General features: G+C 65.6%; 29 protein-coding genes. 16 read left to right on the forward strand and 13 right to left on the reverse strand.

Features of this window, described 5'->3' with window-relative positions; translation table 11 throughout:
* Nucleotides 1-59 precede the first annotated feature (59 nt).
* On the forward strand, nt 60-479 hold the full coding sequence (locus tag HHUB_RS05855) for a Rieske (2Fe-2S) protein (protein WP_059056649.1): 420 nt from the start codon (nt 60-62) through the stop codon (nt 477-479).
* 14 nt (nt 480-493) lie between these two features.
* Here HHUB_RS05855 and HHUB_RS05860 read toward each other — a convergent pair whose 3' ends face one another.
* Nucleotides 494-1,315: a hypothetical protein gene (locus HHUB_RS05860; protein ID WP_143416418.1), complete on the reverse strand. Its 822-nt coding sequence runs from the start codon at nt 1,313-1,315 to the stop codon at nt 494-496.
* A gap of 173 nt (nt 1,316-1,488) precedes the next feature.
* Nucleotides 1,489-1,881 (reverse strand): DoxX family protein, encoded by a 393-nt coding sequence (locus tag HHUB_RS05865; RefSeq protein ID WP_059056651.1) that lies wholly within the window; start codon nt 1,879-1,881, stop codon nt 1,489-1,491.
* 102 nt (nt 1,882-1,983) lie between these two features.
* Between HHUB_RS05865 and proC the strand changes: the two genes are divergently transcribed.
* The 5 genes from proC to HHUB_RS05890 all read left to right on the forward strand — a co-directional run bounded on the left by proC (nt 1,984) and on the right by HHUB_RS05890 (nt 5,710).
* Entirely contained in the window at nt 1,984-2,760 is a 777-nt protein-coding gene (proC, locus tag HHUB_RS05870) for a pyrroline-5-carboxylate reductase (RefSeq protein WP_082687181.1), read from the forward strand.
* Entirely contained in the window at nt 2,753-3,601 is an 849-nt protein-coding gene (gene proB, locus HHUB_RS05875; protein ID WP_059056652.1) for a glutamate 5-kinase, read from the forward strand. The genes proC and proB overlap by 8 nt, the downstream gene beginning before the upstream one ends.
* Entirely contained in the window at nt 3,594-4,925 is a 1,332-nt protein-coding gene (locus tag HHUB_RS05880; protein ID WP_059056653.1) for a glutamate-5-semialdehyde dehydrogenase, read from the forward strand. The genes proB and HHUB_RS05880 overlap by 8 nt, the downstream gene beginning before the upstream one ends.
* A 226-nt stretch (nt 4,926-5,151) precedes the next feature.
* On the forward strand, nt 5,152-5,433 hold the full coding sequence (locus HHUB_RS05885) for a ribbon-helix-helix domain-containing protein (RefSeq protein ID WP_059056654.1): 282 nt from the start codon (nt 5,152-5,154) through the stop codon (nt 5,431-5,433).
* Complete coding sequence (locus HHUB_RS05890) at nt 5,426-5,710, forward strand: type II toxin-antitoxin system RelE family toxin (RefSeq protein WP_059056655.1); 285 nt, start codon at nt 5,426-5,428, stop codon at nt 5,708-5,710. The genes HHUB_RS05885 and HHUB_RS05890 overlap by 8 nt, the downstream gene beginning before the upstream one ends.
* Before the next feature lie 255 nt (nt 5,711-5,965).
* Here the strand turns inward: HHUB_RS05890 and HHUB_RS05895 are convergent, their stop codons facing one another.
* From HHUB_RS05895 to HHUB_RS05920, 6 genes are read right to left on the reverse strand one after another with little or no spacing between them, the layout of a single operon-like run.
* Entirely contained in the window at nt 5,966-7,561 is a 1,596-nt protein-coding gene (locus HHUB_RS05895; RefSeq protein ID WP_059056656.1) for a GMC family oxidoreductase, read from the reverse strand.
* Complete coding sequence (locus HHUB_RS05900; protein WP_059056657.1) at nt 7,561-8,091, reverse strand: gluconate 2-dehydrogenase subunit 3 family protein; 531 nt, start codon at nt 8,089-8,091, stop codon at nt 7,561-7,563. The genes HHUB_RS05895 and HHUB_RS05900 overlap by 1 nt, the downstream gene beginning before the upstream one ends.
* A 47-nt stretch (nt 8,092-8,138) precedes the next feature.
* Nucleotides 8,139-8,867: a fumarylacetoacetate hydrolase family protein gene (locus tag HHUB_RS05905; RefSeq protein ID WP_059056658.1), complete on the reverse strand. Its 729-nt coding sequence runs from the start codon at nt 8,865-8,867 to the stop codon at nt 8,139-8,141.
* 56 nt (nt 8,868-8,923) lie between these two features.
* A complete protein-coding gene (locus HHUB_RS05910) occupies nt 8,924-9,754 on the reverse strand; it encodes a hypothetical protein (protein ID WP_059056659.1) in 831 nt (276 codons plus the stop codon).
* Between the two features lie 46 nt (nt 9,755-9,800).
* The gene (locus tag HHUB_RS05915) at nt 9,801-10,784 is read right to left on the reverse strand and encodes an aldo/keto reductase (RefSeq protein WP_059056660.1); all 984 of its coding nucleotides are present in this window, start codon (nt 10,782-10,784) and stop codon (nt 9,801-9,803) included.
* Nucleotides 10,785-10,841: 57 nt separating this feature from the next.
* Nucleotides 10,842-11,036, reverse strand: coding sequence for a hypothetical protein (locus tag HHUB_RS05920; protein ID WP_059056661.1), 195 nt, complete (start codon nt 11,034-11,036; stop codon nt 10,842-10,844).
* An 81-nt stretch (nt 11,037-11,117) separates the two neighbouring features.
* Here HHUB_RS05920 and HHUB_RS05925 point away from each other — a divergent pair, with 81 nt between their 5' ends.
* The 3 genes from HHUB_RS05925 to HHUB_RS05935 all read left to right on the forward strand — a co-directional run bounded on the left by HHUB_RS05925 (nt 11,118) and on the right by HHUB_RS05935 (nt 12,826).
* Complete coding sequence (locus tag HHUB_RS05925) at nt 11,118-11,840, forward strand: metal-dependent hydrolase (protein ID WP_059056662.1); 723 nt, start codon at nt 11,118-11,120, stop codon at nt 11,838-11,840.
* Between the two features lie 77 nt (nt 11,841-11,917).
* Entirely contained in the window at nt 11,918-12,316 is a 399-nt protein-coding gene (locus HHUB_RS05930) for an OsmC family protein (protein ID WP_059056663.1), read from the forward strand.
* A 60-nt stretch (nt 12,317-12,376) separates the two neighbouring features.
* Nucleotides 12,377-12,826 carry a DUF5799 family protein gene (locus HHUB_RS05935; RefSeq protein ID WP_059056664.1) on the forward strand — a complete coding sequence of 150 codons (450 nt, stop codon included), beginning with the start codon at nt 12,377-12,379 and terminating at the stop codon, nt 12,824-12,826.
* Here HHUB_RS05935 and HHUB_RS17045 read toward each other — a convergent pair.
* On the reverse strand, nt 12,823-12,969 hold the full coding sequence (locus HHUB_RS17045) for a DUF7557 family protein (RefSeq protein ID WP_169793394.1): 147 nt from the start codon (nt 12,967-12,969) through the stop codon (nt 12,823-12,825). The two genes, HHUB_RS05935 and HHUB_RS17045, sit on opposite strands and share 4 nt — an antisense overlap.
* A 72-nt stretch (nt 12,970-13,041) precedes the next feature.
* On the opposite strand from HHUB_RS17045, the gene HHUB_RS05940 reads away from it, so the two are divergent.
* Complete coding sequence (locus tag HHUB_RS05940) at nt 13,042-13,335, forward strand: DUF5779 family protein (protein ID WP_059056665.1); 294 nt, start codon at nt 13,042-13,044, stop codon at nt 13,333-13,335.
* Between the two features lie 24 nt (nt 13,336-13,359).
* Here HHUB_RS05940 and aglM read toward each other — a convergent pair whose 3' ends face one another.
* Nucleotides 13,360-14,643: a UDP-glucose 6-dehydrogenase AglM gene (aglM, locus tag HHUB_RS05945; RefSeq protein WP_059058218.1), complete on the reverse strand. Its 1,284-nt coding sequence runs from the start codon at nt 14,641-14,643 to the stop codon at nt 13,360-13,362.
* 72 nt (nt 14,644-14,715) lie between these two features.
* Nucleotides 14,716-15,066, reverse strand: coding sequence for a TRAM domain-containing protein (locus HHUB_RS05950; protein WP_059056666.1), 351 nt, complete (start codon nt 15,064-15,066; stop codon nt 14,716-14,718).
* 136 nt (nt 15,067-15,202) lie between these two features.
* On the opposite strand from HHUB_RS05950, the gene HHUB_RS05955 reads away from it, so the two are divergent.
* The 4 genes from HHUB_RS05955 (at nt 15,203) to HHUB_RS05970 (ending at nt 18,405) form a co-directional block, all read left to right on the forward strand.
* A complete protein-coding gene (locus tag HHUB_RS05955; RefSeq protein WP_059056667.1) occupies nt 15,203-15,916 on the forward strand; it encodes a hypothetical protein in 714 nt (237 codons plus the stop codon).
* 296 nt (nt 15,917-16,212) lie between these two features.
* Nucleotides 16,213-16,590 (forward strand): MarR family transcriptional regulator, encoded by a 378-nt coding sequence (locus HHUB_RS05960; protein ID WP_059056668.1) that lies wholly within the window; start codon nt 16,213-16,215, stop codon nt 16,588-16,590.
* Between the two features lie 3 nt (nt 16,591-16,593).
* Entirely contained in the window at nt 16,594-16,929 is a 336-nt protein-coding gene (locus HHUB_RS05965) for a type II toxin-antitoxin system PemK/MazF family toxin (RefSeq protein WP_179204588.1), read from the forward strand.
* Between the two features lie 840 nt (nt 16,930-17,769).
* Entirely contained in the window at nt 17,770-18,405 is a 636-nt protein-coding gene (locus HHUB_RS05970) for an SDR family oxidoreductase (RefSeq protein WP_059056670.1), read from the forward strand.
* Nucleotides 18,406-18,418: 13 nt separating this feature from the next.
* Here HHUB_RS05970 and aglJ read toward each other — a convergent pair whose 3' ends face one another.
* Nucleotides 18,419-19,336 carry an S-layer glycoprotein N-glycosyltransferase AglJ gene (aglJ, locus tag HHUB_RS05975; protein ID WP_059056671.1) on the reverse strand — a complete coding sequence of 306 codons (918 nt, stop codon included), beginning with the start codon at nt 19,334-19,336 and terminating at the stop codon, nt 18,419-18,421.
* Nucleotides 19,337-19,424: 88 nt separating this feature from the next.
* Here aglJ and HHUB_RS05980 point away from each other — a divergent pair, with 88 nt between their 5' ends.
* The gene (locus HHUB_RS05980; protein ID WP_059056672.1) at nt 19,425-20,567 is read left to right on the forward strand and encodes a glycosyltransferase; all 1,143 of its coding nucleotides are present in this window, start codon (nt 19,425-19,427) and stop codon (nt 20,565-20,567) included.
* Nucleotides 20,568-20,604: 37 nt separating this feature from the next.
* Nucleotides 20,605-21,729 carry a glycosyltransferase gene (locus HHUB_RS05985; RefSeq protein WP_059056673.1) on the forward strand — a complete coding sequence of 375 codons (1,125 nt, stop codon included), beginning with the start codon at nt 20,605-20,607 and terminating at the stop codon, nt 21,727-21,729.
* A gap of 13 nt (nt 21,730-21,742) precedes the next feature.
* On the opposite strand, the gene HHUB_RS05990 is transcribed toward HHUB_RS05985, so the two are convergent.
* Nucleotides 21,743-23,188: a lipopolysaccharide biosynthesis protein gene (locus tag HHUB_RS05990; protein ID WP_059056674.1), complete on the reverse strand. Its 1,446-nt coding sequence runs from the start codon at nt 23,186-23,188 to the stop codon at nt 21,743-21,745.
* Nucleotides 23,189-23,196: the final 8 nt, after the last annotated feature.

A 23,196-nucleotide genomic window follows, 5' to 3' on the forward strand; every position in this document is an offset into this window, starting at 1 on the left:
TCTCCGCGCTAGCCGCCGCGACCGTGAGTACTAACGGGGTCGCCGCCACGGGTTACCGTATGAGCCGCTATCGCGTGACGAGCGTCGCGGACGTCCATGAGGAGGGCGGCACGGTGTTTACGGTGCGGGACGAACACGGCGGCGACGAGGAAGTCCTGCTGGTGCCCTGCGAGGACGGCGTGGAGGCGTGGGTGAACCGCTGTACGCACGAGCCACAGCGCCTCTACCGGGAGGGCGTGGGTGCGACTGTGCGGAACGGCGAGGTCGTCTGCCCGCGACACGGGTCGATGTTCGACACCTGTAGCGGCCACTGCGACAACGGCGAGGCCGCGGACACGACCCTCGTCGACGTCGAAATCACCGTCGAGGACGGCCAAGTCTACCTCACGGACGACGACGTGCAGTACCTCCACGACGGCCTCAAGCAGGACGACGAGGACGACGAAACCCCGAGTTCGACCTCGCACATCCAGTTCTGAACGTGAGACGGCGATTAGTGCTCGTACTCACGCACGGACGCTTCCAAGTCCGCGTAAAAGCTCGCCCAACCGAACCGATTGACGTCGTCCCAGGCCTCCAACAGGTCCTGTGAGTCGAATATCCAGCCGGTCGCCTTCCCCACGAGCGGGACGCGGTTGACCGCGAGGCGAGCCGCGCTCAGGTAGATGCGGTTCGGGTCCGATACCGAGTTGACCGCCTCGTGTCGCATCTCCGCGGCGGCCTCCTCGATTCGCTGTCGCTCTCGTTCCACAGCCACAGGGTCATCAATAAGATCCTCAACCTCCGACCGGAATCGGCTGAGGTGGTGATGATGCCGGAAGTCGTCAATGAGTTCCAGCGGTGGCCCATCCGGAGAGATGTAGTTCGGAATACCAGAACACACCGCGCGGTCGACGATTTGGGCGTCCGTTTGCGTCGCTTCCACGGCAGTCATTACGTCCGACAGATACTCCGTCAGTGGTGTGTTGGCGACGTACTCCGCGTTGATGTGCTCACTGACGAAGAAGTCGAACTTCGAGTTCGAGATGCTCGGCCGAGGCGTCGCGCCGATTTCTACATCCCCACCCTGGCCGTGATCATCGTGGGTCGCGAACGGTGCGGCCGTCGTCACAATGTCCTCCCAGTCGCTGTACGGGAACTGATGGTGTCCGGGTCGGTCTGCCACGAGCGATTGGGCACCTCGCTCGTCTCGCTCGTACAGCGCGGCCAATTCGGCTTCATCGTACTGGTCGGTGACGAACTTGACGAAGTCGAGTTCTCTCATGTTCTCGGGGCAAACCACTGGGTCGTAGAACCACAGTTCGTCGTAGAGCACCGACAGTCCGATCGGCGCCTCCAGTAGTGGGTTCGGCGATCCGTTCGGTGTCGTTGTCCGCTCCCAATCATACCCGATTGGGGAACTGAGACCGACATACGCTCGCTTACCGGCCATACGGTGTTGAGTTCGTGGCAGTGCTAATAGGCTCTAGGGTGACGGAGCAAGAATAGTTACTCCTCACTCCGGTACGCCTCCAGGAGGAAGACGAGCACGCCGCCGAGCATCGCGAGGTTCCCGAAGAACGCGAGGCGCTCGCCGCTCGCGTCGTCCTCGTCGGCGTTCCAGAAGTCGTGCATCGTCGCCGTGACGACGGTGAGGAACGTCGCCGCCGCGCCCGTCGCGAGCTTCGGGAGCCGCCAGACGGCGATGCCGAGGCCGGCGGCGACCATCGTCCCGGACGCGAGCGGCGCCAGCACGTCGGGCATCGGGACGCCCGCGGACTCGGCGTACTCGACGGCGTCCTCCATGTCGCGGAAGTCCTCGCTGGCCTGCGCGGCGAGCCCGAGGCCGAGCGCGACGCGCCCGAGCGTCGACAGCGACCGGTCGTCGGTTTGGTCTGTCATCGTACTATTGTTTTCGTGCCGAGGACAAAAGCTTGCTTGCGGGTCGAGGCGGCTGTCGGAAGCGCAGACGGTATGACCCCCAGTCCCTTCTGTAGGGGTAAGATGAAACACGTCAGCGTCATCGGCTGCGGGAACATGGGCGGGGCGTTCGTCCGTGGGCTCGCGAAGGCCGGCGGGTACAGAGTGACGGCAATCGACCTCGACCCCGACGCACTGGAGGGCGTCGCGGACGCCGCCGACGAGACGACCACGGACAGCGCGGCGGCACGGGACGCGGACGTCGTCGTCCTCGCGGTGAAACCCAGCGTCGCCGCGGCCGTGCTGGACGACCTTGACCTGCGCGCCGACCAGACTCTCATCACGCTCGCGGCGGGCGTCCCCCGCGAGTTCGTCGCCGCGCAGACCGACGCCAACGTCGTCCGCATCATGCCGAACCTCGCCGCCGAGACCCGCGACATGGCCGCGGCGGCGACGCAGGAGGGCATCACCGATGAGGTGCGCGCCATCCTCGACGACCTCGGGGAGTTCGTCGTCGTCGACGAGTCCAAGATGGACACCGCGACCGCGGTCAACGGCAGCGGCCCGGCGTTCGCGTTCTACCTCATCGAGGCGATGAAAGACGCCGGCGTGGACGCCGGCCTGGACGCCGAGCAGGCGGAGACGCTGGCCGCGCAGACGTTCAAGGGTGCCGCGGAGACGGTACTCCAGGACGAGCGCAGCGTCGACGAACTCATCGACGCGGTCTGCTCGCCGAAGGGGACGACCATCGAGGGCATGGACGTGCTGTGGGACAGCGACGCTGACGAGGCCGTGCGCGCGGCTGTGAAGGCCGCCGAGCGGCGCTCCCGGGAGCTCGCGGAGGAGTTCGAGAATGAGTGAGCAGATTCAGACGAACGCCGTCGACACCGACGCCGTCGAGCGCGCCCGCCAGCGCGCCGCGGACGCCCAGCGCGTCGTCGTGAAGGCGGGGACGAACTCGCTGACCGACGACCAGTCGCAACTCGACCGCGACAAACTCGACAAGCTCGTCGACGACATCATGGACCTCCGCGAGCGCGGGAAGGACGTGCTGCTGGTGTCCTCGGGCGCGGTCGGCGCCGGGAAGGGCCGCGTCGACGAGGACGTCGAGACCGTCGAGGAGAGTCAGGCGCTGGCGACGGTCGGGCAGAGCCACCTGATGCGCCACTACACGGAGAGCTTCGACCGCTACGACCAGAAGATCGCCCAGCTGTTGCTGACCGAGCACGACCTCTCGAACCCCGAGCGGTTCACGAACACCCGCAACACCGTCGAGACGCTGCTGGACTGGGGCATCGTCCCCATCATCAACGAAAACGACGCGGTCGCCACCGAGGAGATTCGCATCGGCGACAACGACATGCTGTCGTCGTCGGTCGCCATCGGCGTGGACGTCGACCTGCTGGTGACGCTGACCGACGTGGGTGGCGTCTACACCGCGAACCCGAAACACGACGACACCGCCGAGCGCATCGAGTCCGTCGCCGAGAACTACAGCGAGGTCCAGCAGCTGGTCAGCGAGAGCACGCCCGAGCAGTTCGGTGGCATCCAGACGAAAGTCGAGCGGGCGCGCGCGGCCGCCGAGCACGACATCCCCGCGGTCATCGCGAAGTCCACGGAGCCCGGCGTGCTCGGGAAAATCGCTACTGCCAAGCCCGTCGGCACGCTATTCGTTCCCACGAACGGTGACACCGATGAGTGAACGCGACACCGACGCCCAGGTGACCGAAGCGGAGCGCGCGGCACTTGACCTCGCGAACGTCGACGAGGCGGCGCGAAACGACGCGCTGCAGTCGATGGCGGACGCGATTCGCGCCCACGAGGACGAGATTCTCGCCGCCAACGAGGAAGACGTCGAGGCGGCCGAGGAGATGCTGGAACGCGGCGAGTACACGCAGGCGCTCGTGGACCGTCTCGAACTCGACGCCGCGAAGCTGGACGACATCGCGGCGATGGTCGAGTCAGTCGCCGAGCAGGACGACCCGCTCGGGGAGACGCTGGCGGCCCGCGAACTCGACGAGGACCTCGAACTGTACAAGGTCGCGGTGCCCATCGGCGTGGTCGCGACCGTCTTCGAGTCGCGGCCGGACGCGCTCGTCCAGATTGCGGCGCTCGCGCTGAAGTCCGGGAACGCGGTCATTCTGAAGGGCGGCAGCGAGGCCAGCGAGTCCAACCGCGTGCTCTACGACGTCATCCGCGAGGCGACGGAGGACCTGCCGACGGGCTGGGCGCAGCTCATCGAGGCCCGCGAGGACGTCGACCGGCTGCTGGAGATGGACGACAAAGTGGACCTCGTGATGCCGCGTGGGTCCTCGGCGTTCGTCAGCTACATCCAGGACAACACCCAGATTCCCGTGCTCGGCCACACGGAGGGCGTCTGCCACGTCTACGTGGACGAGGACGCAGACCTCGAAATGGCTGAGGATGTCGCCTTCGACGCGAAAGTCCAGTACCCCGCGGTGTGCAACGCCGTGGAGACGCTGCTCGTCAGCGAGGCCGTCGCCGACGAGTTCCTCCCGGGAATGGTCGAGCGCTACGAGGACGCGGGCGTGGAACTGCGCGGCGACGAGGCGACCCGCGACATCGTGGACATCGACCCCGCCACGGAGGACGACTGGGATACCGAGTACGGCGACCTCGAACTCGCCATCAAAGTGGTCGAGGACGTCTACGACGCCGTCGACCACGTCAACGCCCACGGCTCGAAGCACACCGAGTCCATCCTCACGGAGGACGAGGACGCCGCCGCCGTGTTCATGCGGGGCATCGACGCCGCGAGCGTCTTCCACAACGCCTCCACGCGGTTCGCGGACGGCTACCGCTACGGGCTCGGCGCCGAGGTCGGCATCTCCACGGGCAAGATTCACGCCCGCGGTCCCGTCGGCCTCGAAGGCCTGACGACGTACAAGTACTACCTGGAGGGCGACGGCCAGCTCGTCGCGACCTACAGCGGCGAGGACGCCGCGCCGTTCACCCACGAGGACTTCGACGCGGAGTGGCAGCCCGGCCGGCTCAGCGGCGAGTAGTTCTAACTGCGGTTTCTTCATTCAGAGCGATTTTGAAACGGCGGAATGAGGCCATTAGATACGCTAATACTGGCTATACCGGCACCAGTGTGGCGTAGATAGAATCGTTCGACACGGGCAGGTGTTCGTCTGCCACGACCGCTCGGTAGGCGTGCGACCGCATCGGTGAGTTCGGAACGCCGAATCGGCGAAACGATTAATAGTATTACTAACGTATTACGTCTGTATGTCCGAAGCAGCCACGGAAGGGGACGAGGAGGACGAAATCGTCACGGTGAATTTCAAAGCCACGCAGTCGTTCCTCGACGAAATCGACGAAGCGTGGCAGGGCCGCGGGTTCAACAGCCGGAGCGAGTTCATCCGGTACACGCTCCGTGACGCCGTCGAGAACCCGACGTTCGACCGCGACGAGCTAATCGCACTGCTCGCTGCTGAGGCAGACGCCCGTGAGGGAACGACGATGGACGCCGAGCAAGCGCGGGAGTCGTTCGGCACGAGCGATGAGTGACGAGGAGTGGACGTGGGAGCTCTCCGCGACGGCGCAAAGCGACCTCGACTCGCTATCGCTCGAGGAACAGGACCGAATTCTCGACAAACTCGACGAAATCGTCAATTCCCCGTGGCGCGACCCGCCGGACTACGGTGAACCGCTGCAAAACAGCCCGCACAGGAAAATCCGAGTCGGCGAGTTCCGTCTCGCCGCGACGTTCCGACAGGACGAACAGCGACTCGTCGTCGCCCGAATCAAGCGCCGTGGCGGTGCATACACGGCTGACGACGATTGATGTGGGCGTCGTTGTTCGTTCCCCGCACTGAACGGTAGCCTTCCGCGCTGGACGCCGAGGACGACGACCGCGGTGGCGGCGACCGCGACGGTGACGACCAGCGCAGCGGCCGCGACAGTCGTTCGGAGGCTGTGCGCGCCGGCCGGAACGTGAGAAGGCTCTGGTCTCAGCAGGGGCGAGCGAACGACGCCGCGCTCGTAGGGGTCTGAACGACGCTTCTGTAAGCTGGTTTGCCGAAATTCGCTTCTGGCCGCGCTACAGGCGCTCGGCGACGTGGTCGGCGGCCTTCAGCGCGAGCGCCGCGATAGTCAGCGTGGGGTTCATCGCGCCGCCCGTCGGGAAGACGCTGGAGGACGGAATCGTCAGATTCCGGAGGTCGTGGGTCCGTAGCTGGGGGTTCACGACGCTCGTCTCGGGGTCGGCGCCCATCCGCGTCGTGCCCATGTGGTGGAACGCCGGCCCCGTCGATTCCGGGCCGACCGTCCACTGGACGTCGGCGCCGAGTTCCGCCAGCACCTCGCGTTGAATCTCGTTGGCGCGCTCGATGGTCCGTCGAGTGTACTCGTCCAGCGACCACACCACGTCCGGCACGGGGTTGCCGTGGTCGTCAGTGCGCTCGGGGTGGAGCCGGATTCGGTTCTCCTTTTGCGGGCGCTGCTCGACGAGCGCGCCCATCGCGACGTGCGTGCCGTAGCCGTCCCGGATGCGGTCGAGCATCTCGTCCCCCCAGTCGTCGCCGGTCAGCGCCATCTCCACGGGCGACGGGCCCGCGTAGTTCAAGAATTCGAGCTTGATGGCGCCCCGCGAGTCGTCCTCGCGGTCGTAGAACTGGTGGCTCTCCGTGGTGTTGAACCCGACGTGGTTCTGCCGCGTGGGCTCGTCGAGCGTGCCGCCCACCCCCGCGAACAGGTGGTCCATGAAGTACCGGCCCACCAGCCCCGAGGAGTTCGCGAGGCCGTCGGGGTACTGCTCGGATTCGGAGAGCAACAGCAAGCGGGGGTTCTCGACGCCGCCCGCCGCGAGCACGAACTCGCGGGCCTCCTGCCGGTGCTCGCTGCCGTCGGGCGTCGCGTACACCGCGGCCGTCACGCGCTCGCCGGCGTCGTCGTGTTCGAGGCGCTGGACGGGCGCGCGGTCCACGACGCGGGCGCCCTGCTGTTCGGCGCGCGCGACGTGAATGGTCGCGTCGTACTTCGCGCCCGACGGGCAGACGGGCTGGCAGGTGCCGTATCCGACGCAGGCGCTCCGGTCGTCGCGGGATTCGGAGAGGCGGGCGTTCGGCACTGAGTGCGTCGTAATTCCGAGTGCCTCGCAGGCGTCGGCGAACAGCGAGTCCGAGTAGCTCGGCGGGAACGCCGGCAGCGGGTGGGGCCGCTCGCGCGGCGGCGCGAACGGGTTGTCGCTGGCGCCCGCGACGCCCAGCGCCTGCTCGGCGTCGGCGTAGTACGGCCGCAGGTCGTCGTAGCTCACCGGCCAGTCCGCGCCGACGCCCGTCTCGCTGTCGAGCCGGAAGTCCTGCTCGTGCAGGCGCATCACCATCCCCTGCCAGTGGAGGGTGGACCCGCCGACGCCCTTCACGCGCGCCGCGTTCAGCGGGTAGTGGCGCTCGCCCGTGGACGCGTACGCGTCCCGCGGGCCGCCCATCTCCCACACCGAGTCGGGGCCGTGCGCGGGCCGAATCGAGCGCTCCATGCGCTGTTCGCGGTCCGCCTCGTCGAAGCGCGGGCCGGCTTCCAGCACGACCACGTCGTAGCCCTCGCTGGCCAGTTTGTCCGCGACGATGCCGCCCGCGGGGCCGGCGCCCACGATGCAGACGTCCGCGCGCTCGGACGGCTGGCGGTTCGCCGCCATCACTGCGGCCCCCGCTGGTAGCTCGCCGTGCCACCGGGGTGGCCCTGCGGGTTCTCGATGCCCGCGAGCTTCCCGCCGGTGGGTGTGGAGAACAGCGCGTACAGCAGTTCGTTCACGAGGTAGTAGCGGACGCGCTCGCGCTCCTCGCCGTCAGGCACGGGGTCGGCAGTGTCGGCATTCATCCCGGCGAGTAGCTGTTCGCGCTCGTTGGCGTCGAGCACGGCGAAGTCCGCGTCGTGCCAGTGCTGGGTGTAGTCGTCCAGCACGGCCACGGCGCCCGCGACGCCCGCCGCGTACTCCGGCCGGTCCCGGAAGCGGCCGACGCTGTACTCGCGGACGAACGATTCGACGCCCTCGACCTCGCTGGGGTAGACGACGTCCGCGACCGCGACCAGCGTCGCTACCTCGTGGTCGCCGACTGGATTGTCGTCGCTGTCCCGCTGCGAGAGTTCGAGCGCGCCCGCGCCAACTGCGCCCGCGGCACCCGCGGCGCCGAGCGCGGCGAGCACGTCCCGTCGCGTCAGCTCCATTCGCCCGACTCTTAGGTCGGCCTAATCTTCAGCGTTGTCCTTCCCGCCTACCGGCGTTCGACGTCGTGGGTGAGCGTGCCGACGCCCTCGACTTCGACCTCTACCTCGTCGCCGTCCTCCAGTTCGTCGACGCCCGCCGGCGTCCCCGTGATGATGATGTCGCCCGGTTCGAGGGTTAGGTACTCCGTAATCTCGGCGACGAGCTCCGGCACGGAGAAGATGAAGTGCTCGATCGAGGAGGACTGGCGGGTCTCCCCGTTCACGCGCAGTTCCACGTCCGCGTCCGCGGGCACCTCGTCGGGCGTCGCCAGCACGGGCCCGAGTGGGCACGCGCCGTCGAAGGCCTTCCCGCGCACCCAGTTCTGCTCCTCGGACTGGTCCGTGCGGTTCGAGACATCGTCGGCGGCCGTGTAGCCCGCAACCACGTCCATGGCGTCGGCCTCGTCGACGTTTCGGGCCTGCTCGCCGATGACGACCCCGACCTCCGCCTCGTGCTCGACGTAGTTGTCCCCGGGGAGCGTCACGGTGTCGCCGTCGCCGGCGACGGCGTTCGGCGGCTTCAGGAACAGGAGGGGGCGGTCCGGGACTTCCTCGCCGCGCTCCTCGGCGTGCTTCGCGTAGTTCCGGCCGACGCAGACGATTTTCGACGGCTCCGCCGGCGCCAGCACCTCGACGTCCTCGACGTCGTACGTGCGGTCGCCGAACGAGACCGTGCCGTCCTCGTACTCGCCGCGTCGTACTGCCCCTGCCGGGTCGCGGAAGCGCATCCAGTGCATGTCCGCGGGTTCCCGGGGTGACCGCGTAAGCGTTCCGGGTGCGGCAAGCCGCGGGCTCAGTTGACGCGGTAACCGCTGGGCGTTGCGCCCGCCAGCGTCTCCCCGCAGTTCGTGCACTGCCACGTGTCCGACCCGAGCTTCCGGTAGCCTGCCCCCAGCCCCCGGCCGTGCCACGTCGTCCAGTCGAACGAGCACGCCGGACACGACTCCGGGAGCCCCCGCGCCGCGGGGTCCGGGGGCGTTCGCCCGTCCGCGACGAGCGCTTCGAGACGGTCCCCGCGGTTCTTCAGCGCTGCCAGACTCTCCGCGTCGAGGTACGCACGGAACTGCCGGAGGTAGCGCCGCGAGCGGTCACGGACCGCGCGCAGGCGGTCGAGTTCCGCGTCGTCGACGGCGGCCTCGTCCGTGCGCAGTTCGAGGTTCCGAATCGTGACCGAGACGCGGTAGTAGCGGTCCAGCGTCGCGGCGTAGTGCGCGCGGACGTAGAGGCGCTTGACCCGCTCGGCGAACGCCTCCCGGTCCACGGGCGCGACGAACTCCACGTCTCGAGGCACGTCGGCGTCCCGCGTCTCGTCGGTCGCCAGCAGCCCCACGTGGGCGTGCGGCGAGGCTGCCACGGTCCGGCGGACGGTCGCCTGCAGGCGGTTGGTGGACTCCGCGCAGGACAGCAACGCGACCGCGACGTTCGCGGTGAGGGCGACGTCAAAGGAGTCGGCGTCGGTGAACGTCCGGACCGTAATCTCGTCGGGCACCACGGTCCGAATCTTCGAACACCAGTTGGGGCCGGCGAGCACGTGGACGTTCGCGCGCAGCGGCGGCCGCTGGCGGTCCGCCGAAACGCTCGCGCCGTCGTCCCCCTCCGGCGGCGACGGCAGGTCGTCTCTCATGCGTGCGAACGGTTCGCACGGGAGGGGCTTAGTCGTTCGCGCCGCGCTACCAGCGGTGGTGGACGTGCTCCTCGACGTACTTCTCGTAGACGTCGCGGGTCGCGCCGTGGGCCTCGTGAGTGAGCGGACGGGCGTTCGACGCCGCGACGTTGCTCCGGATGTGTTCGGGCGTCGTCGACCCCGGAATCACGGTGGAGACGGCGTCGAAGTCCAGAATCCAGCGGAGCGCGAACTGCGGGAGCGTGAGCTTCTCGGGGACGTGCTCGCGGAGTTCGTCGACGGCGGCGACGCCCGCGTCGAGGGGGACGCCCGCGAACGTCTCGCCGACGTCGAAGGCGTCGCCCTCGCGGTTGAAGTTCCGGTGGTCGTTCTCCGGGAACGCCGTGTCCTCGTCGATGGCGCCCGTGAGCAGTCCCGACGCGAGCGGCACGCGCACGATGACGCCGACGTTCTCGCGGGCGGCGGCGTCGAGGAAGCGCTCGGCGGGCCGCTGGCGGAGCGGATTGAAGATAATCTGGACGGTCTCCACGCCCGGGTACTCGATGGCCTTCATCCCCTCCTCGACCTTCTCGACGCTAACGCCGTAGTGGTCGATTTTCCCCGCGTGCTGGAGGTCCGCGAGCGCGTCGAACGTCTCCGGCTGGTAATACGTCTCCGTGGGCGGACAGTGCAGTTGGAGGAGGTCCAGCGACTCCACGCCGAGGTTCTCCCGGGAACGGTCGACGAACCGTTCGAGGTTCTCGTGGTCGTAGCGCGCTGCCTCGTGGGGGTCGAGGCGGCGGCCAGCCTTCGTCGCGACCACGGGGTCCTCGTCGCGCTCGTCGAGGACCTCGCGGATGAGGCGCTCGCTGCGGCCGTCGCCGTAGACGTCGGCGGTGTCGAGGAAGTTCACGCCCGCGTCCAGCGCGGCGCGCACGGCGTCTTTGCCTTCCTCCTCGCCGACGTCGCCCCAGTCGGCGCCGATTTCCCACGTGCCGAGGCTGACTTCGCTGACGTCGAATCCGGTCGAACCGAGTCGTCGCTGCTTCATACCGGACGACGGACCCGAACGCACCTAACGGTGTGGGATAGCCGCGAGGCTGTCCGGTTAGTCCATGGGCGGCGCGAGGAGTCCGAGGCCGACAACGAACGCGGGGAGGCCGACGACCAGCAGGGATGCGACACCGAGCGGATTCAGTCCGTTGACGACGGCCGTCAGCAACGTTAGCTGGGCGAGGACCAGCGCGAGCAGGCCATCACGCCTGTCGGCGGTTCTGGTGCGGGACTCGGGGGCGGCGTCCATAGACGGGGTCGCGTCGGCCTCGCGGAAGTATCCACCGGGCCGTCACCTTTTATGTGTGCTTCGGGAGTAGTTGGGGATGCTATGGAACTCACTTGGTTCGGCCACTCGACGTGGCGCGTGGAAGTCGGCGAGACGACGCTGCTCATCGACCCGTTCTTCGACAACCCCAAGACCGACACCGACCCCGAGGAAGTCGACCCGGACCACGTGCTGCTCACGCACGGCCACGCCGACCACATCGCGGACGTGGACCGCTACCGCGGCACGCACTTCGTCGCGACGCCCGAGCTCGCGGGCTACCTCGGCGACCAGTACGACATCGACGACGCCACCGGGATGAACCTCGGCGGCACCGTCGAACTCGGCGACGCCTACGTGACGATGGTGCGCGCGGACCACTCCAACGGCATCGACACCGGCTACGGCACCTCGGCCGGGATGCCCGCGGGCTACGTGATTTCGGACACGAAGCCCACGCAGGTCGCCGACGAGGAATCCGAGACGTTCTACCACGCCGGCGACACCAGCCTCCACACCGAGATGCGGGACGTCATCGCGCCGTTCCTCGAACCCGACGCCGTCGCCGTGCCTGTCGGCGACCACTTCACGATGGGGCCGTGGCAGGCCGCCGTCGCCGTCGACTGGCTGGACGCCGACGTCGCGTTCCCGATGCACTACGACACGTTCCCGCCCATCGAAATCGACACCGACGACTTCGTGCGCGAGGTCGAAGCCACCGGCAGCCCCGCCGACGTCGAGGTGCTCGACGGCGACGAGACGTTCCACCTCTCCGAGGGGTATTGACGCCGCGCCGGCGTGCCGTCGCGTCGCCCGCTGAAAGAACAACGCTTACGGCTCTGGCGGGCGACCGAACGGACGCAATGACTACCATCGAAGTCACGAGCACGTCCGAGGAAGGCTACGTCACGCGGTCCCGCGTCGGGGACTTCGAACTGACCATCGACGCCACCGACGAGGAGGGCCCGAACCCGAACGCGACGCTCCTCGCGGACTACGCGTCCTGTTTCGTCCCGGCGTTCCGCGTCGGCGGTCAGAAGGAGGGCTTCGACGACCTCGGTCGAATCGACGTCGACGTCGAGGGCGACGTCGATGACGACGACGACCTCGAGGCGATTCGCTTCCACCTCCTCGTCGAGGAGGACCTCGACGACGACGAGTTCGACGCCATCGTCGAGCGCGCCGAGGACATCTGCCACGTCCACAGCGCGCTCCGCGAGGGCCTCCACGCCGAGATCACCGGCGAGACCGGCGGGTTCTAGACGCTCCCGCACCGTTTTTTCGTCGTAGCTTACAAGCACGCCGACCGCGTAGCTGCGTCCATGTCCAACGACTGGCAGGATTTGGTGGTCGGCGCGCGCATGGCCGTCGACCAGGAGTTCACCGAGCGCGTGCGAGGGTCGTCGCTGTCGAACTCCCAGTGGGGGCTGGTGATGACCGCCGTCGAGTTCGACATCGAAGACGCCGCCGACCCGGAGAATGCGCGCATCGTCGCCGACACGTCCAAACTCGAACACGTCCTCCCGGAGATGCAGAACGTCGACGACCAGATGGCGATGGGCGGCGGCGGCGCTCGCGGACAGTCGAATGATAGCGGCAGCGTCGTCGGCGGCATCAAGGACGCCCTCGGGCTCGGCAGCGACGACGACGGCGACGAGGAACTGGAAGCGGAAGCGACGCAGCTCGCCGACGAGTACGCCGACGCGCTCCAGTCCCACCTCGAAGACGAGGGGAAGTGGGAGTCGGTGCGGCGCGCCGCGGCCGACGACTAGCCGTCTCCGGAGTGGAAAAGCGTCAGTTCCTCGGCTTCGTAGATGTTGAGGAGTTCCTCGACGAGTTCGTCGTAGGACTCGTCGTCTTCGCGGAGCGCGTCCAGTCGCTCGGTGGTTTCCTCGCTGAGGTGGACGTCCGGCATACGCAAAGCCACGGCCGCCGCCAGCATAACTTGTCGGGAAGGTTTTTGCCCCGTCGCACCCACGCTACGACCATGTCTGACGGCTTCAACCTCGACCTGCGGAACGCCGAGGAGGAGATCGACGTCCCCGAGTCCTTCGACGGGAGCGTCGTCCTCGGCGTCCTCGACGGCACGACGCCGGACGGCGACTGGCTCGACGAAGTCCACGACGGCAACGTCCTCCTGCTCGCCGTCGACGGCGACCTCAACGACCTCGCCGCCGGGTTCGCCGGCAACGTCAAGGACGCCGGCGGCACGCTCATGCACTTCCGGGAGTTCCTCGTCGTCGCGCCGCCCGGCGTCGGCGTGGACGCCGACCGGCTCTAAGGCAGAGAATACAGTACGGCGCGGCTACCAGGTCAGTCCGTCGTACGTGATGCCGTCGCGGCGTTCGACGATGCGCCGGCCGTCGACGACCACGGGTTCAGCCATCGCATCGAATTCCTCGTCGAGTGCGGCGAACTCGTCCCAGTCCGTGACGAACACGGCGCCGGATGCGCCGTCGAGTGCTGCTCGCGCGCTGTCCGTATACTCGACGTCGGGGCGTTTCTCGGCCATTTTCTCGGTCGCGACCGGGTCGTACGCGACGACGTCGGCGCCACGGTCGTGGAGGCCGTCGATGACCGGAATCGCGCGCGTCCCACGGATGTCGTCGGTGCCAGGCTTGAACGAAAGGCCGAGCACGGCGACGCGCTCGCCGTCGACGTCGACGTGGTCGTCGAGCAGCGAGAGGAGGCGTTCGGGCTGGCGGTCGTTGACCTCGACGGCGGCTTCGAGGACCGCGGGGTCGTAGCCTTCGTCCTTGGCCGCAGAGATAATTGCAGCCGTATCTTTGGGAAAACAACTTCCGCCCCACCCCACTCCAGAACGGAGGAACTGGCCGCTGATGCGGTCGTCGTGTGCGATGGCGTCAGCGACCTTGTAGGCGTCGACGCCGAACTCCTTGCAGATGTTCCCGATGTCGTTGATGAGGCTGACTTTCGCCGCGAGGAAGCCGTTGTTCGCGTACTTGATCATCTCGGCCTCGCGCAGCCCCGTCTCGACGACCGCTGGATCGCCGTCGGCAGCATCGACGAGCGGCTCGTAGACGTCGTGGAGCACGTCGTAGGCCGCCTCGTCGGTCGCGCCGTAAACGACCTTATCCGGATGCAGGAAGTCCTCGACGGCCGTCCCCATGCGGAGGAATTCGGGATTCATCGCGAGCGTCGCGCCGTCGAACCCGCCGCGTTCGAGCGCCGGCGCGACGACGTCCTCAGTCGTGCCGGGGACAACCGTGCTCTTCACGACGACGACGTGGTCGTCCTTGCCCGCGAGCGCTTCGCCAAGTGACTCGGCGCCCGCCTGCATAATCGAGGTGTCGATGCGGCCATCCTCTTCAGAGGGCGTCGGCAACGCGAGAAACGTCACGTCCGTCTCGCGCACCGCATCGTAGTCCGTCGTCGCTCGTAGTTGGTCGCCCGCGTGCTCGGCGATGCGTTCCTCGAGCCCGGGCTCGTGAATCGGCGCGCGCCCGTCGTTGATGGTGTCGACGATGTCCTCGTCGACGTCCACGTTCACGACGGAGTGCCCGAGGTCCGCGAAACACGCCGCGACAGTCGTGCCGACGTAGCCGCTGCCGACGATGCTGACGTTCACGTTGAGTCCACCTTGCCAGCCCATACGCGAGGGTCGTATTAATGCCGTTCGTCCCGGACAGCAGCGGCTCGTTTACGCCGTCCCCTCGAACATCGCGTCCGCGGACGTCTTCTCGCGGTTGAACGACGTCACCGTCGCGCGAATCACGTCCCCCTCCGAGACTGCGTCGGGGACGTCCTCGGTGAACAGCACGAACCCCTCGACTTTGCCGACGGCAACGCGTTCGCCGGAGTGATGGTCGGTGAACTCCGTGATTCCAAACTCGTAGGTCTCCCCAAGTTCGACCGGCGGGTCGCGTTCCTGCGCAGCCTCGTGGGCGCGCTTTGACTCGCTGCTGCCCGAGGACAGCCGTCGCCAGAGCAGCAGTGTAGCGAGTACGACGATAGCTGCGCCGACGCCGGCGGCGACCAGCACATAGTCCATGCCGTACGCCTCGCAGTCGAGGGCCTACAATCCGTCGAATATGGGCGTGCCAGCCATTGGTTCGTACGGCGTAGGTGTTCCGGCGGGAACCGTGGCCGGACCCTGTTTTTTGTGAGTGGTCGCCGTACGTGGGTGTATGCCGATGAAAGCCACCGGGACTGCGACCGGGTACGCGGAGATCGACCGCTTCGACGACGGCGTCGGGTGGATCGCCCACCCTAATGAGGAGATGCGACGGGCGAGTCATGCGTTGCGTGTGCCCGCGGGTGAGCCGGGCACCGACGACGCGAGCGGCGGAGCCGGGAGCACCGACGACGGCGATGTCTGGATAATTGATCCCGTGGGCGCCGACGGCGTTGACGACCTGTTCGCGGAGTTCGGCGACGTCCGCGGCGTGGTCGTGCTGATGGACCGCCACGGCCGGGACGCCGCAGCGGTCGCACAGCGCCACGACGTGCCGATTTTCGTGCCGTCGTTCGTGGACCCCGGCATCGACGCCCGCACTCAGCCCGTGACCGACCGCCTGCCGGGCACCGACTTCGAGGTCGTGCGGACCGTCGACTGGCCGGGCTGGGACGAGGCCGCGCTCTTCGACGGCGAGACGCTCGTCGTCGGCGACGCCGTCGGCACGGCCACATACTTCACGACCGGCGACGAGCGCGTCGGCGTCCACCCGATGCTGCGCGTGAAGCCGCCGCGCGCGCTCGAAGGGCTCCGGCCGGAGCGCATCCTCGTCGGCCACGGGGAGGGCGTGATGCGCGACGCAACGAGTGCGCTGGAGTACGCGCTCGACGGCGCGCGGCGCCGCGCGCCGAAGGCGTGGCTGGACGCCGTGCGGTCGATGGTGTAGGGTCACGCTGTTACTCAGGTTCGGGGCGATTGGGTGGGTCGCGTCGAGCTTAACCAACACTCGCCCGCTATCGCCCGCCACTGTTGGTTAAGGCCGAGACTGGGGGACGTGTCGAACCCTCGCTTGAGAGCGCCCCAGTGCTCGAACGTTTTGGAGGACGCGCTGGCGTTCGCTCGTGGCGTGACGCTACAGGCTACCAACCGATGACGTAGTCGTGGTGACTGTCTACGAGGGCGTTCGCCGTAATCCGAGTGCCGATACACCTATTCATTTGCAGTTACAATATAGTTACAACGATGGCTGTCCGCTTCGACGACTACGACCCAGACGACGGTCGAATCGACGTCTCGGACGGGACGAACGCCCACACCATCCTCTCGTTTCTCGCCGAGAATCCTGACCTCGGGTTCACGCCCAAGGAAATCCACGAGCAGACTGGTGTGCCCCGCGGGAGCGTCGGGAGCACGCTCGCTCGCCTCGAGGAGCATGGCCTCGTCCGACACAAAGGTGATTACTGGGCAGTCGCCGAAGACGACCGCCTCGGCTCGATCGTCGCGATGAACCACTCGTTCGACGCGTTCGCAGCGTACACCGACCGATACGCGGACAACGACGACTGGGCTGCGGACCTCCCCGACCTCGACGAGAACCACGACGTGGACACGGAGGCCTAGCTTGTGGCGTACGCACAGGGCGCAATCGTTGTCGGGGCCGACCCTTTCGGCGGGAGTCAACAGCGCCCGTATCTCGTGCTCTCGAACACGACGCATCCGTTCCACGGCACCGAGTATCTCGCTGCGCTCGTGACGACCACCGAGCGAGCGCAGGCAGTTCCGCTGGCTGGCGCGTACGCCGAAGGCCAACTCCCCTACGAGTCCTACGTCAACCCCGGGAATATTCTCACACTGAAGGAGACTGCCATCGAGAAGCGCGTCGCCCAAGCCACCGTAGACGTTGTCGCATCAACCATCGACGAACTCACTGCGTACGTCGCGCCCGAATCGACACTGTAGTCGTTCAAGGTGCGACATCGGGACTGTGCCTGCAGAGATTCGACGGTGACCGTGCACTGAAGCCACGCACATCCCGACAGATCGCTGCGCCGGATTCGACCAAGGACACCTACAGAGGCTCTCAGTCCGCAACAACCCCATCCGAAGCGTCTGTAGCACAGGCGCAGCCAGACGCTGGAGAAGTACTCTCGAAGCACGACTGGCACACGGATTTAGGCGCGTGAGCCAGAGCTAGCACTCGCTGGGACCCGACACACCGAGCGATCGTGGCGGTTCGTGGTACAGACCCGTGCTGTCACGTGGTTTTCGCAACCGGGATCGGCGAATCGTCCTCACCCGTGCGTCAGTGGGTGATTGTACTAGGTGGCCGCCGTCTGGTGGTTCGCAGCGACTGCAGTGGTCGTCGTCCGTTCGACAGCCGGAATTCGTTGTAAATATTTCCAACACTAGCGTCGTCTATGCTCGCTTTTGCCGATGTACACACTGCTTCACTCTGGCGAATCGGCGAGTCGGCGAAACATTCCACGATAGCTAATATGTTCTCAGACGGAGATTCCTAATCGTACGTTGCAGCGGCTGTCACCCAGGATTAGTGTGGTCGTGCTGACTGCCCGTCCTCGTTGGCGGCCTTGCGTATCGCGTCGCTCGCTACGAACAGTGACAACCCCGGTTCTTGCGGACGATTCGTTCTCTGTAGTTCGGTGTCGGTCTGGACGCGAAGCGTCGACCTGCAACGCCCGTCCGTTCTCGCCAACCGAGCGCGACTGCTCGTCGCGGAGGCGGTCGATGGTGTGCAGTCGCGGTCGCCACCTATTCGACGCGTGAGGACCAAACGTGGCTATGGACGTACTCGTTGCTGGTTCGCACGGCCAGGTTGGACAGCATCTCACGGAACGGCTCGCGGATGGCGAGCACCGCGTCTACGGGATGGTCCGGGACGAAGCCCAGACCGACGACATCGCGGCGCTCGGTGCCGAGCCAGTCGTCGCAGACCTAACGGAGTCAGTCGCGCACGCCGTCGATGGCTGCGACGCCGTCGTGTTCGCCGCCGGGTCGGGCGGTGAAGCGGTCGAAGCCGTTGACCGCGACGGCGCGATTCGGCTCGTCGACGCCGCCGCGGACGCGGGTGTCGAGCGCTTCGTGATGTTGAGTTCGATGTTCGCCGACCAGCCTGCGGCCGCGCCGGAGCCGCTGCGCGACTACCTGCGCGCGAAGGGCGCAGCCGACCGATACCTCCGCGAGAGCGACCTGACGTACACCGTGGTCCGCCCCGGCGAACTCACGACCGAGCCGGCGACGGGCCGGATTCGCACGGCCGCCGACCTCTCGCAGACAGACGGCGACGTGCCCCGCGAAGACGTCGCGCACACCCTCGCAGCGACGCTCACCACCGAGGCGACGTACGGCGAAACCTTCGAGGTGCTGTCCGGGGACGAACCGGTCGAAGCGGCGCTGACCGACCCGTTACGCGAGTGACGACGGTGCCCGCTCAGTCCTCGCGCAGCCGGTCGATGCGCTGGCGCTGCTCGCGGTGCAGCGAGACCATAATATCGGAGACCACGCCGAACATCACCAGCTGGACGCCCAGCAGGAGGAGGACGCCGGCGACCATCGTGAGCGCTTCGTGGGAGATGTTCTTCACGAACCAGTCGTAGCCGACGTAGCCCGCGAGCGCGACGCCGGCGGTGCCGAAGACGGCGCCGACGCTCCCGAAGTAGAACAGGGGGTTGGAGGTCTTCGCAAGGCTGTACAGCGTGAAAATGATTCTGCCGCCGTCCGAGATCGGGTGGAGGTTCGTCTCCGAGCCCTCGGGTCGAGCGCGGTACGTCGTCGGCACCACCTCGACGGGAATGTTGTGGCGCGCGCATTCGACGGCCATCTCCGTCTCGATGCCGAACCCCTCCGCGGAGAGGAACATCTGCTCGAACGACTCGCGGGTGAATGCACGGTACCCCGAGAGGATGTCCCCATACTCTTCGCCGTGAATGCGGTGGAACGCCCGGTTGATGAGACGGTTGCCAAACTGGTTGAGTTTCGTCATCGCGCCCGGCTGCATGTCCGCCGTGCGGTCGCCGACGACGTGGTCGGCGCGTCCCTCGACGAGCGGGTCGAGGAGGCGCGGCGCTTGCTCTGGTGGGTTCGTGGCGTCGCCGTCGAGCAAGAGGACGTACGTCTCGTCGATGTGTTCGACGCCCTCACGGACTGCTTGTCCTTTGCCGGAGCCGGTTTGTTCGATGACGTCCGCGTCGTGCTCGCGTGCGATCCTTTGGGTATCGTCCTCGGAGTGGCCGTCGACGACGAGAACGTGGCCGATGCCGACGTCGTAGAGCCCGTCCACGACGCTGCCGATGGTCGTCGCCTCGTTCCGCGTCGGAACGAGCGCGCACACGTCCTCGTAGTCGGTCATTACCGGGAGTGGTTGGTCGGAGCGCAAAAACGTATTCCTTTCAAATATTGGCGGAGGGGTTTTACCCCGACGTATGCTACTCCAACATATGAACACACTCGCAGTGGCCGCGCTCGCGCTTCTCGCGGTGACGGCCGCACCCTACGTCGGCTATCTCGCGCTCTACGCGTGGGTTCGGCCGTCAGGGTCGCCGGCGGACAAGCGGGAGTCCGAACCCTCGGTCAGCATTGTCCTCCCGACGTACAACGAGGAGAAAATCGTCGAGACGAAACTCAACGACATCCTCGAACTCGACTATCCAATGGAGAAAGTGGAGTTGGTGGTCGTCGACTCCTCGACGGACGACACGCAAGACATCATCCGCGAGTACTTCGCGGAGTTGGACGCCCCGGAGCTCGTGTTGCTCGAAGAGGACGAGCGCCGCGGGCTCGCCCCCGCACTCAACGACGCCTACGCGGCGGCGTCGAATGAGATGGTCGTGAAGACGGACTGCGACTCAAAACTCCCGCCAAATGTTCTCAGGGAGGCTGCTGCGAATCTCGCCGACGATGATATTGCGGCGGTGACTGGTCGGAACGTCGAAGTCCTGGGTGGCAGCGAGGTGGAGTCGGGCTATCGCGGCGTGCAGTCACATATCCAGCAGTTGGAGTCGCACCTCGACTCGACGCTCATCTTCCACGGGCCGTTCTCCGCGTTCGAGAACGACGCCATCCTCCCTATCGACCCGAATTCGCTGGCCGATGACACGGAGCTTGCGTTGAAGATTCGCCGGCAAGGTGGCCGCGTCATCTTCGACCCCGCCGTGCAATACATGGAAGCCAGCTTCTCGGACTTCGTGAAGCGCCGCAAACAGAAAGACCGCCGTGGGATGGGCTTGATTCGGTTGTTAGTGCAGCACCGGGACGCGCTCGGGAAGTACGGGAAGTACGGCAAGGTCGTGTTGCCGTTCAACTGGTGGTTCATGATCGTCTCCCCGTGGCTGCTGGCCGCAACGCTCGTCGTCGGGACTGGTGCAGCCTTCTCGCTGTTCGGTGTGGGTGGGCTGGTGTTGCCCGCCGCCATCGCGGCGTTCGCGTACCTCGGGCAGAAAGACGTACTCGGGCCGGCGCAGGCGCTGTACTCGATTTTCGACACGCAGGTGTCGCTGGTGCGGGCAAGCGTGGAGTTGCTGCGCGGGAGGGGTGACGGCACGTGGGAAGTTGACGCGGAACTGCGCGAGGCGTTCGAATGAAAAACGATAATCACGCAGGGCGGAGGACGGGACGATAATGGCTGACGACGTCGAGGAGCCGGACGTCTCTGTCGCGATTCTCCATGACCGATTCCCCGGAATCGGTGGTGGGGAGAAGTTCGCTATCGAGGCGGCACGCGTACTTGACGCCCCGATATACACGATGTACGTCTATCCGGAAACGGACATCCCGGATGATATTGAAGTTATCCCGATACGCCAGGACAAGTACACTGGGTTCCTCTCCCGGCGGATTCTCGGATGGAAAAACGAGGGCTCGAATCCACTCGAAACGTTGAGCGTCGCGATGGACATGACGGACGCACACTCAGACCTCGTCGATTATGACGTGATTCTTTCGAGTGCGCCGCTCAGCAAGAACTACGTCCCAACGACGGACCAGCGCGTCGTGCACTATCCACACAGTCCACCTCGCTGGCTGTACGACCTCTTTCGGGACCGGATGGAGTCGTTCGATTATCCTGGGATTCGGTTCGTGTTGAAGGCGTACGCGAAGTGGTGGCGTGCTCTCGACAAGGAGGCCAACGACTACGTCGACACGTTCGTCGCTAACAGCGAGCTGATTCGGGACCGAATTCGTCGATTCTACGACGAGGATGCGGAGGTCGTGTATCCCCCGATTACGGGCGATTGGCGGAACGAAGGCGACAACGGATACTTCATCACGTGGTCGCGGCTCGCACCCGAGAAGCGTATCGACTTGATCGTCGAGGCGTTTACCGAGTTAGACGAACGGCTTATTGTGGCCGGCGACGGAGAGCAACGCGAGAAGCTAGAAGAGATGGCGCGAGGTCACGACAACATCGAGATTCGAGGATACGTCGACGACATCGAGTCCCTCGTAGCGAGCGCGACGGCGGTCATCTACGCCCCGAAGCAGGAGGACTTCGGGATGGTTGGTGCGGAGGCGATGATGGCCGGGAAACCGTTGCTCGGGGTTGATGAGGGGTTCACGGCCTATCAGGTTGAAGAAAACGTGACAGGTTTGCTGTTTGAGCCCACTGTGGGATCGATTCGTGAGACTGTTCGGTCGTTCGAAGCTACAGAATACGATGCAGGTAAGATTCAGGACGAAGGTAATCGATACCAGTACAGTGAGTTTGAGGCGGGGATTCGTCACGCTGTCCGCTGTGGGGACTGACCTCTGTCCCCGGTCAATTATTGGCGCTCTCTACGATTGGCTGTAAGATCGAGCGAACCGTATGCCGGAACTGAGAGCTGATAGCCGTCAAGGAGATGAAGTAGGTGACGACACCTAGACTCACAACCACGAGGAGTGCAACGACGCTTCGTGAGGCAACGACGTGTTCCGCACCCGTCACAACAGCGAACATGGTCAATGCAGCGATGACTTGATGTAGGAGCGGCCTTGGATAAAGCTCCACGCCTTGGGTCGAGTCCCGAACGACGGACGCACTCATCGCGAAACGGAGAGATTCGGCGGCGATCGTTGCGATGACCGCCCCGAGCGTTCCAATTTCTACCACCAAGAGGAATCCGAGGAGCAGGTTCAGACTCAGTGTCACTGCATCGATTCGAAACACCTTGTCTGGGCGGTCCATACCGAATAGAGTCTGCCGATAGATCGAGCTCTGTGACCGGACAACTTGATACAGGGCTAACCCAACGAGCAAGGTTGCCGCCGACCGGAAAGCCGGTTCGTATACGGTGATGATGAGCCATTCAGGGATTGCCAGCGCGCCGAAAAAGATCGGAAGGGATAGTAAACTCCCGAACGAGAGTGTGTTCGTTAGCTCTCTGCTGAAGGACTCGGAACGACTGTGTAGATTACTTATCTCGCTCATGAGTCCGGAGCTTGCGACTTGTGAGAGGAATATCGCTGGAACCGTTAGTTTCAGTGCCGCCTGATAGTAGCCGACTGCGTTCTGCGTGACGAGGAACCCGATTAGAATCATGTCGTACTCGCTGTAGACCTTCCCGATAAACGATGTAGGGACCATGTACTTTGTGTACTCCCAGAGTGACTGAATCGTCTCCCTTGATGGGATCGACGGCTTGACGCGGAGCGCGTGCTGCGTCAGCGGCAAGCACAGTAGTGTCGCTCCGACAGTACCGTAGATGACGCCTGATGCTCCGAACCCAAGCAGAATTAGGGAGAGCTGTAAGCCGAGTGTAAGAACTGATCGAACCGTATCAATCCATATTTGTCGGCTAAGAAGCCCACGAGCCGCCAGTAATGTCTGGTATGGAGAAAACAGCACCAGCGCAGACATCAGTCCAATCAGGAGCCACGCTGCGTTTTCGAGGCCAGTGTAGGTGACGAGGTGACGTTCGACCGCGAGCGCCGCAATCGCAGTCGTCGCGATGACGGCGATATTGAACAGTCCGACAGCGCCCACAATTTCCCGGTTGTCGATGTCTGCTTCCGCGAACCGGCGTTTGGCCGCCCCCTCATATCCAGTTATTTGTTTCAACACCCCTACTACCGAGATAAGGAGGTAGACCCCGCCGAAGTCAGTCGGGCCGAGTACCCGCGCGAAGACAATAATTCCGACGAACCCCAGTATCGCCTGAATAAACTTGGCGGTGGCAGCCTTAGTGACCTCGAACCCAAAATTCTCGTATAATTTCTCTGCCATCGTTAGGT

Origin of the sequence: Halobacterium hubeiense (assembly GCF_001488575.1) — an archaeon.
Taxonomy (GTDB): Archaea; Halobacteriota; Halobacteria; order Halobacteriales; family Halobacteriaceae; genus Halobacterium; species Halobacterium hubeiense.